The 9,832-nt window shown below is 62.2% G+C and carries 6 protein-coding genes and 1 pseudogene; 2 read left to right on the top strand and 5 right to left on the bottom strand.

Going from position 1 to position 9,832, the window contains the following annotated elements:
• The coding region (locus MOV61_RS25180) for a DUF459 domain-containing protein (protein ID WP_247138548.1) at positions 1 to 1,143 on the top strand (1,143 nt) is incomplete at its 5' end.
• 64 nt (positions 1,144 to 1,207) lie between these two features.
• Here the strand turns inward: MOV61_RS25180 and MOV61_RS25175 are convergent.
• The 4 genes from MOV61_RS25175 to gltB are packed head-to-tail and all read right to left on the bottom strand — an operon-like array spanning position 1,208 to position 8,132.
• Positions 1,208 to 2,662, bottom strand: a complete 1,455-nt coding sequence (locus MOV61_RS25175; RefSeq protein WP_038545105.1) for a glutamate synthase subunit beta — start codon at positions 2,660 to 2,662, stop codon at positions 1,208 to 1,210.
• 20 nt (positions 2,663 to 2,682) lie between these two features.
• Positions 2,683 to 3,078, bottom strand: a complete 396-nt coding sequence (locus MOV61_RS25170) for a type II toxin-antitoxin system VapC family toxin (RefSeq protein ID WP_309493856.1) — start codon at positions 3,076 to 3,078, stop codon at positions 2,683 to 2,685.
• Positions 3,078 to 3,350: an antitoxin gene (locus MOV61_RS25165; RefSeq protein ID WP_247138546.1), complete on the bottom strand. Its 273-nt coding sequence runs from the start codon at positions 3,348 to 3,350 to the stop codon at positions 3,078 to 3,080. The genes MOV61_RS25170 and MOV61_RS25165 overlap by 1 nt, the downstream gene beginning before the upstream one ends.
• A 60-nt stretch (positions 3,351 to 3,410) precedes the next feature.
• Entirely contained in the window at positions 3,411 to 8,132 is a 4,722-nt protein-coding gene (gltB, locus tag MOV61_RS25160) for a glutamate synthase large subunit (RefSeq protein WP_408962429.1), read from the bottom strand.
• Between the two features lie 477 nt (positions 8,133 to 8,609).
• Between gltB and MOV61_RS25155 the strand changes: the two genes are divergently transcribed.
• On the top strand, positions 8,610 to 9,662 hold the full coding sequence (locus tag MOV61_RS25155) for a low specificity L-threonine aldolase (protein WP_247138545.1): 1,053 nt from the start codon (positions 8,610 to 8,612) through the stop codon (positions 9,660 to 9,662).
• A 9-nt stretch (positions 9,663 to 9,671) separates the two neighbouring features.
• On the opposite strand, the pseudogene MOV61_RS25150 reads toward MOV61_RS25155, so the two are convergent.
• Positions 9,672 to 9,832 (bottom strand): annotated as a pseudogene (locus MOV61_RS25150) (LysR family transcriptional regulator); the annotation flags it as partial.

Genomic DNA, 9,832 nt, shown 5'->3' with positions numbered 1-9,832 from the left:
CCGGTCGCGCCGCGGCCGGCCGCCGCCCAGGAGCCTCTCCCGCGCCGCAACCTCTTCGATTACCTGTTCGGCGGCCCGCGTTACGAGCGCGACGACCGCTATGAGCAGCCTCCTCCTTATAGCCGACGCCGTTACGACCGGGATGGCTCGATCATCGATATGAGGCCGCGTCCGCGCCGCAGCACGGGACGGGCAGCCGCTCCCCGCCCGGTGCAGCCAATGGTGCCGGCGGCGCCGGAACCGGTTGCCAAAATCGACAATGCCAAACAGGTTCTGGTGGTCGGCGACTTCATGGCCGGCGGCATCGGCAGCGAACTGGAAACGGCGTTTGCGACCGCTCCCGGCGTCGCGATCACCGAGCGCAGCGACGGCTCCTCCGGTCTCGTCCGCGAGGATCACTTCGATTGGCCGGGCGAACTCCCCGCCATGCTCGACGAGGTGAAGCCGGCCGTCGTTGTCGTCATGCTCGGCGCCAACGACCGCCAGCAGATGACGATCGGCAGCACCAAGGAAAAGTTCCGCAGCGACGCCTGGTTCAAGGAATACGAGCGGCGGGTGACCCGGCTGGTTGGCATCGTCACTTCCCGCAAGCTGCCGCTTCTCTGGGTCGGCCTGCCCTCCTTCCAGTCGCCGACGGCAACCGCAGACGCCGTGACGCTCAACGCCATCTACCGCAATCAGGTTGAAAAGGCCGGCGGCGAATTCGTCGACATCTGGGAAGGTTTCGTCGACGAGGACGGCAAGTTCGTCATCACCGGCTCAGACGTCAACGGCCAGCAGGTGCGCCTGCGCGGTTCCGACGGCATCACCTTCACCAAGGCCGGCAAGCAGAAGCTCGCCTTCTACGTGGAAAAACTGGCCCGCCGGCATCTCGGCGAAATGGCAAGCCCCGATGTCATCAAGCTCGACGGTTCGAACCTGCCGGCACTGTCAGCCCTTCCCGCCTCACCCGGCCAGGCGGTTCCGACCCATCCGATCAGCCTCTCCGACCCCGAACTCGACGGCGGCAAGGATCTTCTCGGCGCAGCCCCGCTCCCGCCGGTCCTCGTCGAAACGCCGCGCGACAAACTGGTCAGGCGCGGCGAACTGGCCCCCGCACCGGCCGGACGCGTTGATGATTACAAGGTGAAAGTGGCCCAGTAGCAGCAGTTGTCATCGTTGGCGTGGAAGCAAGATCGCTCCCACGTTATCGAATTCCACTCCTGCTTTACCGCGGCAGAACCGAGCTTCCCATCAGCGCCTCGTCGATCGCCCGTGCGGCCTGGCGGCCTTCGCGGATCGCCCAGACGACCAGCGACTGGCCACGGCGCACGTCGCCGGCGGTCCAGAACTTGTCGACCGAAGTCTTGTAGTCCTTGTCGTTGGCGACGACATTGGTCGAGCCGCGGCGGTCGACATTCAGCGTCAGCTTGCCTTCGAGCTCGTTCAGAACACCGTCCGTCAGAGGGCCTGAAAAGCCGATGGCGATGAAGGCGAGATCCGCCTTGATGATGAAATCCGTGCCGGCGATCGGCTTGCGGCTTTCGTCGACTTCGCAGCAGCGCACGCCGATGAGCTGGCCGTCTTCGCCGACGAATTCGAGCGTCGCCACCTGGAACTCGCGCACCGCACCTTCGGCCTGGCTGGACGAGGTGCGCATCTTGGTGGCCCAGAACGGCCAGACGGCGAGCTTGTCTTCCTTTTCCGGCGGCTGCGGGCGGATGTCGAGCTGGGTCACCTTGACGGCGCCCTGGCGGAAGGCCGTGCCGACGCAGTCCGACGCTGTATCACCGCCGCCGACGACGACGACATGCTTGGCACCGGCGAGGATCGGATCGGCCGGCCAGGCGACGCTGTCGATGTTTTCGCGGCCGAGGCGACGGTTCTGCTGCACGAGGTAAGGCATCGCGTCATAGACACCATGCAGCTCGACGCCTGGAATGCCGGCCGGCCGCGGGGTTTCCGAACCGCCGCAATAAAGCACCGCATCGTGTTCGGCGATCAGCTTCTCGACGGGAATGTCGACGCCGATATTGGCACCGTAATGGAAGGTCACGCCTTCGCCGGTGATTTGCTCGACGCGACGGTCGATGAAGTTCTTCTCCATCTTGAAGTCCGGAATGCCGTAGCGCAGCAGGCCGCCGGCCTTGGACTCGCGCTCGTAGACATGCACCTCATGGCCGGCGCGGCCGAGCTGCTGGGCAGCCGCCATGCCGGCGGGGCCGGAACCGATGATCGCCACTCGTCTGCCGGTATGAACGGTTGCGGGCTGCGGCGCGATGAAGCCGAGCTCATAGGCCTTATCGGCGATGGCCTGCTCGACCGTCTTGATCGCGACCGGCGCATCCTCGAGGTTCAGCGTGCAGGCTTCCTCGCAGGGTGCCGGGCAGACGCGGCCGGTGAATTCCGGGAAGTTGTTGGTGGAATGAAGGTTGCGGATCGCCTCCTCCCACTTGTTGTTGTAGACGAGGTCGTTCCAGTCCGGGATCTGGTTGTGAACCGGACAGCCGGTCGGGCCGTGGCAATAGGGAATGCCACAGTCCATGCAGCGCGCCGCCTGCTTGGTGACCTCCGCATCCGACATCGGGATGGTGAATTCGCGGAAATGGCGGATGCGGTCGGAGGCCGGCTGATACTTGCCCACCTGCCGGTCGATCTCCAGGAAACCCGTTACCTTGCCCATGTTCTACCTCTACTTCGCCGCTACCGCAGCCAGTTTTCAACTTTCAGTCCCGGCACCCGGGAAAACTCACTCTCGTAGTTCGTCACCAAGACCGCATCCAATACAAGGGCATGAGCAGCGATCCAGAGGTCGTTTGGACCGATATTCTTGCCCTGTCTCAATGCCTGCCGAATGTCGGCATAGCGCTGGTCTACCGGCAGGTTGAGCGGAGCGACATAAAACCTCCGCGTGACTGCGGCGACCTTACGCGCCAATTCCTCAGAGCCGTTCTTCTTGACGCCATACCAGACCTCACCATGGGTGATGATGCTGATGAAGACGTTCTGTTCTCCCACTTCAGCCAACCGCTCGAACACCTTGCCGCGAGGATCACGGACGATGGCCGAAACGATGTTGGTATCGAGCATGAAGCGCATCAAAGGTCGATCTCATGAAGCGGCGCCAGATCGTCGTCACTCGCGATAAAATCTTCCCCAGTCCAAGCTTCAGCTTGCCTGAGATAATCGATCAGCCCGGCAGTTACCGCCGTTCGAACGAGGATCGATCCATCTGGCTGCTTCACCATCACGACCTTGTCGCCATCCAGATCGAATTCCTTCGGTATGCGTACTGCACGGCTGCGACCATTTTTGAAGATGCTGACGGTAACGCCACCATCCTCACGAGACTCCCTTATGTGTTCGTTCATCTCCATACTCCATCGTCGTCATATGCCGCCAGCATATCACAGCAATGATGCCCGGTGAAGTTACTCCGCAGCGACGCCCATCCGCATCCGCTCCATCTCCACGAGAGCACGGCGGTATTCGACCGGCATGACCTTGCGGAACTTCGGCCGGTATTCACTCCAGCGGTCGAGGATTTCCTTGGCGCGGTTGGAGCCCGTGTAGTGCAGGTGGTTGGAGATCAGCTGGTAGAGGCGTTCCTCGTCGTGGCGCGTCATGTCCTCGGAAACGTCGACGCGTCCCTTGTGCATGAGGTCGCCACCGTGATGGTGCAGCTTCTCCAGCATGTCGTCCTCTTCCGGAACCGGCTCGAGTTCGACCATCGCCATGTTGCAGCGCTTGGCGAAATCGCCGCTCTCGTCGAGCACGTAGGCGACGCCGCCGGACATGCCCGCCGCGAAGTTGCGGCCCGTTTCCCCGAGCACGACGACGATGCCGCCGGTCATGTATTCGCAGCCGTGGTCACCCACGCCCTCGACCACCGCAATCGCACCCGAGTTACGAACGGCGAAGCGCTCGCCGGCAACGCCGCGGAAATAGCACTCGCCGGTGATCGCACCGTAGAGCACGGTATTGCCGACGATGATCGAGTTCTCCGCGACGATCCTGGAGTTTTCCGGCGGGCGCACGATGATGCGGCCGCCCGACAGGCCCTTGCCGACATAGTCGTTGCCGTCACCGACCAGATCGAAGGTGATGCCGTGCGCAAGGAAGGCACCGAACGATTGTCCGGCCGTGCCGCGCAGCGTCACATGGATCGTGTCGTCCTTGAGGCCCTTGTGGCGCCAGCGCTTGGCAAGCGCACCCGACAGCATCGCGCCGACGGAACGGTCGACGTTCTTGATCGGCACTTCGAAGACCACCGGCTCCTTGTTCTCAAGGGCAGCCTGCGACTTCTCGATCAGCTTGCGGTCGAGAATGTCATCGATCGGATGCTTCTGGCGCTGCGTCCAGTAGGTCGCCTCCTTCGGAGCCTCCACCTTATGGAAGATCTTCGAGAAATCGAGGCCCTTGGACTTCCAGTGGGCGATCATCTGGTCCTTTTCGAGAAGCTCGACCATGCCGATGATCTCGTCGAAACGGGTGAAGCCGAGCGATGCCAAGATCTCGCGCACTTCTTCGGCGACGAAGAAGAAGTAGTTGATGACATGCTCAGGCGTCCCCTTGAAGCGCTTGCGCAGGACCGGATCCTGCGTCGCCACGCCGACCGGACAGGTGTTCAGGTGGCACTTGCGCATCATGATGCAGCCGGCGGCGATGACCGGAGCCGTCGCGAAACCGAACTCGTCGGCACCGAGCAGCGCGCCGATGATGACGTCGCGGCCGGTCTTCAGGCCGCCGTCGACCTGCAGCGCGATGCGCGAGCGAAGACCGTTCAGCACCAGCGTCTGCTGGGTTTCGGCAAGGCCGATTTCCCAAGGGGAACCCGCATGCTTCAGCGAGGTCAGCGGCGATGCGCCGGTGCCGCCGTCGAAACCGGCAACCGTGATATGGTCAGCACGCGCCTTGGCCACACCTGCGGCAACCGTGCCGACGCCCACTTCCGAGACGAGCTTGACGGAAATGTCGGCGGTCGAGTTGACGTTCTTCAAGTCGTAGATCAGCTGAGCCAGATCTTCGATCGAATAGATGTCGTGGTGCGGAGGCGGCGAGATGAGGCCGACACCCGGCGTCGAATGCCGGGTCTTGGCAACCGTCGCGTCGACCTTGTGGCCGGGCAGCTGGCCGCCTTCGCCGGGCTTCGCGCCCTGCGCCACCTTGATCTGCAGCATGTCGGCATTGACCAGGTATTCGGTCGTCACGCCGAAGCGGCCGGAAGCGACCTGCTTGATCGCCGAGCGTTCCGGGTTCTGAGAACCGTCCGGCAGCGGCATGTAGCGGTCGCTTTCCTCGCCGCCCTCGCCGGTGTTCGACTTGCCGCCGATCCGGTTCATGGCAATCGCGAGCGTCGTATGCGCCTCACGGCTGATCGAACCGAACGACATGGCGCCGGTCGAGAACCGCTTGACGATATCGACGGCCGGCTCCACCTCGTCGATCGAGACAGGCTTGCGGCCGATCGCTTCGGCAGACTTGATCTTGAAGAGGCCGCGGATCGTGTTCATCCGCACCGCCGTCTCGTTCACCATCTCGGCGAATTCGCGGTACCGCTCCTGGCTGTTGCCGCGCACCGCGTGCTGCAGCGTTGCGACCACATCCGGCGTCCAGGCATGGCTTTCGCCGCGCATGCGGTAGGCATATTCGCCGCCGATATCGAGCGTCGAGGCAAGGACCGGGTCCTTGCCGAACGCGGCGTGGTGCCGGGAAACCGTTTCCTCAGCGATCTCTTCCAGACCGACGCCTTCGATGTTCGAAGCCGTGCCGAAGAAATACTTCTCGACCAGACCCGAAGACAGGCCGATGGCATCGAAGATCTGCGCACCGCAATAGGACTGGTAGGTCGAGATGCCCATCTTGGACATGACCTTGAGGATGCCCTTACCGACCGCCTTGATATAGCGATAGACGATTTCCGAGGAATCCACTTCCTTGGGGAATTCGCCGCGCATGTGCATGTCTGTCAGCGTGTCGAAGGCCAAATAGGGGTTGATGGCTTCTGCGCCATAACCGGCGAGACAGCAGAAGTGATGGATCTCGCGCGGCTCGCCGCTCTCAACGACGAGGCCGACCGAGGTTCTGAGCCCCTTGCGGATCAGGTGATGATGCACGGCAGCCGTCGCCAGCAGTGCCGGAATCGCGATGCGGTCCGGGCCGATCTGGCGGTCGGAGAGCACGATGATGTTGTAGCCACCCTTGACCGCCGCTTCCGCACGTTCGCAGAGACGGTCGAGCATTTCCGGCATGCCTTCGGCACCACGCTCGATATCATAGGTAAAATCGAGCGTCTTGGTGTCGAACCGGTCTTCGGTGTGGCCGATCGAGCGGATCTTCTCGAGGTCGCCATTGGTCAGGATCGGCTGGCGCACTTCCAGGCGCTTGGCGTTCGCAGCCCCCTCGTGGTCGAGAATGTTCGGACGCGGGCCGATGAACGACACGAGGCTCATGACGAGTTCCTCGCGGATCGGGTCGATCGGCGGGTTGGTGACCTGCGCAAAATTCTGCTTGAAATAGGTGTAGAGCAGCTTCGACTTTTCCGACATGGCCGAAATCGGCGTGTCGGTACCCATCGAGCCGATGGCTTCCTGGCCCGTCGTCGCCATCGGCGACATCAGGATTTTGGTGTCTTCCGAGGTGTAGCCGAAGGCCTGCTGACGGTCGAGCAGCGACACGTCGCGACGCAGCGCCCGCGGCTCCACCGGCTTCAGGTCTTCGAGGATGAGCTGGGTCTTGTCCAGCCACTTGCCGTAAGGATGCTTGGTCGCAAGTTCGGACTTCAGCTCCTCGTCGGAGATGATCTGGCCCTTTTCCATGTCGATCAGCAGCATCTTGCCGGGCTGCAGGCGCCACTTCTTGACGATGTTCTCTTCCGGCACTGGCAGCACGCCCGCTTCGGACGCCATGATGATCCGGTCGTCGTCGGTGACCATGTAGCGGGCCGGACGCAGACCGTTGCGGTCGAGCGTCGCGCCGATTTGGCGACCGTCGGTGAAGGCAACGGCGGCCGGACCGTCCCACGGCTCCATCAGGGCGGCATGGTATTCGTAGAAGGCCTTACGCTCCTTCGACATCGACTGGTTGCCGGCCCAGGCTTCCGGGATCAGCATCATCACCGCATGGGCAAGCGAATACCCGCCGCGCACGAGGAACTCGAGCGCGTTGTCGAAACAGGCCGTGTCCGACTGGCCTTCGTAGGAAATCGGCCAGAGTTTGGAAATGTCGTCGCCGAAGAGAGGCGAAGAAACCGACGCCTGGCGCGCCGCCATCCAGTTGACGTTGCCGCGCAGCGTGTTGATTTCGCCGTTATGGGCGACCATGCGGTAGGGATGCGCGAGCTTCCAGGACGGGAATGTGTTGGTCGAGAAGCGCTGGTGCACCAGAGCCACCGCCGTCTCGAACCGAGGGTCGGCAAGATCCTTGTAATAGGCACCGACCTGATAGGCGAGGAACATGCCCTTGTAGACAATCGTCGAGGACGAAAGCGACACCGGATAGAAACCCATGTCGACGCCGCCGAACGTGTCATAGATGCGGTTGGAGATCACCTTGCGGATCAGGAACAGCTTGCGCTCGAAATCATGGTTGGTCGCGGCGTCCTTGCCGGCACCGATGAAGACCTGGACGTGATGCGGCTCGGTTGCTGCGATGTCAGGCGCCTTGGAAAGCGACGAGTTGTCGACCGGCACGTCACGGAAGCCAAGGAACTGCTGCCCCTCCTCCGCGACGACGTCCTGGATTACCTTCTTGTAGTGCTCGATTTCATCCGCCTTGCGCGGCATGAAGATGTGGCCGACGGCATATTCGCCAGCCTTCGGCAGGGTGACACCCTGCTTTGCCATCTCCTCGCGGAAAAAACGGTCGGGGATCTGCACCAGAATGCCGGCACCATCGCCCATCAGCGGATCAGCGCCGACGGCACCGCGATGCGTCAGGTTTTCGAGGATGAACAGGCCATCCTTGACGATCTGGTGCGACTTCTTGCCCTTCATATGGGCAATAAAGCCGACGCCGCAGGCATCGTGCTCATTGCGCGGGTGATAGAGGCCCTGAGCCATCGGCAAACCGCCGGCGGCAAATGGAACGCGAACTGTCGTCTCGGCCGACATCGGGGCTTCAGCGCCGGATATCTCGGAGATGGTCTTCGTCATCGTCATTCCTCCTGTTGGCCGCCTTCGGCAGCGGGCAAAGTGGCTCTCAATTGTCTCTTGGGGATGACAGGCCGAGGCTCCATCCCGTGCTTCATGCGATGGCGCCGCTCCGGTGCGGTTGCAGCTTCGCAGCGCAACATAACCCGGATCGGCGCGAACGTCAGCGGGAAAGACACGCAAAATAACGCTTCATTTCCCGAAATTAGGACAGTACTTCTGTCCTAATTTCCAAAATCTATGCCATAGAAGTTAACCCGCGACAAGAGCGGTCATTAAAAATCTCCCGCCTTTTGCGACAGAAGATTACGCCGAATGGCTTAGATGTGGAAATTTAATTACAATCGAGGGCGTTTTAAAGCGTGGCAGGTGCTGACCTAACCGTTTTGGCCGCTCGACTGCCCTCGCCGATTGATTACCGGTTCAAAAAGATTAATCTCCCCGAGCTTCCGAGACAAAACTTCCAGGGTATTTTTCAGAATGTTTTTCGCTTCCGACAATTGGGCCGGCGCCCATCCTTCGATCAATGAACGCCTCTCCAAGGAGTCGACCCGGTTTGCCGCCGCCTATGGCAACAGCGATCTCGACAAGGCGGTCGAGGCCCGTTTCAACGAGATTTTCGAGCGAGACGTCTCGGTCTATTTCGTTTCCACCGGCACGGCTGCCAATTCGCTGTCGCTCGCCAGCATCGCGCGGGTCGGCGGCGTCACCTTCTCTCACACGGAAGCGCATGTAATCGAGGATGAGTGCGGCGCGCCCGACTTCTTTTCGGGCATGCGCATGGTCCCCGTCGAAGGCGAAGACGGCAAGATGGATCCGGAGAAGCTCAGCGCCCGCATCGCCGGCTTTCCGCAGGATTCGCTGCATCACGGCCGCGCCGCCGCCGTCACCCTCACCCAGGCGACCGAGACCGGCACCATCTATACGCTCGGCGAGATCGACGCGATCACCGCGATTGCCAAGGCGAGCGGCCTGCCGGTGCATATGGACGGCGCCCGTTTCGCCAACGCGCTGGTCTCGCTCGACGTCTCCCCCGCCGAAATGACATGGAAGCGCGGCATCGACATCCTCTCCTTCGGCGGCACCAAGAACGGCTGCTGGTGTGCCGAAGCGATCGTGTTCTTCAATCCGGAACTCGCCAGGGACTTCGCCTTCATCCGCAAGCGCGCCGCCCAGCTCTTTTCCAAGACCCGCTTCATCTCGGCCCAGTTCGATGCCTATCTTCAGGACGGCCTCTGGCTCAACATGGCAAGCCATGCCAACAGCATGGCCGACCGCCTGCGCGCCGGCATCGGCTCGCTGAACAGCACAAGGCTTGCCTGGGACACGACCTCCAACGAGGTTTTCGCCGTCCTCAACAAGGCGTCGGCAGAGGCCGCCGAAGCCAGGGGCGCAAAATTCTACGGCTGGCCGGTGCCGAACAACATGCCGGAGCCGGTAAAGGACGACGAGACCCTGATCCGCCTCGTGACCTCGTTCGCCACCACCGAAGAGGACATCGACCAGTTTTTGGCGATCTGCAAAGCGGGTTGAAGCCTCAACCTACACCTGACGCTGCGGCGCGATCTGCGCCACGATCAGGCTCGACAGCGCTTCCATGAGCGCGGCATCGGCGCCGCGCCGTGGGACCAGCACGAACTCCACGTCTTCCAGCACCGGCCGCCGGTCCGCGGCGATTTCCTTGAGCCCCGCCGGCGCCATGC

The organism is Neorhizobium sp. BETTINA12A, assembly GCF_023006485.1.
Taxonomy (GTDB): Bacteria; Pseudomonadota; Alphaproteobacteria; order Rhizobiales; family Rhizobiaceae; genus Neorhizobium.
Note: the sequence above shows the minus strand (reverse complement) of the source record. Positions and strands in the feature narration are given on the sequence as shown.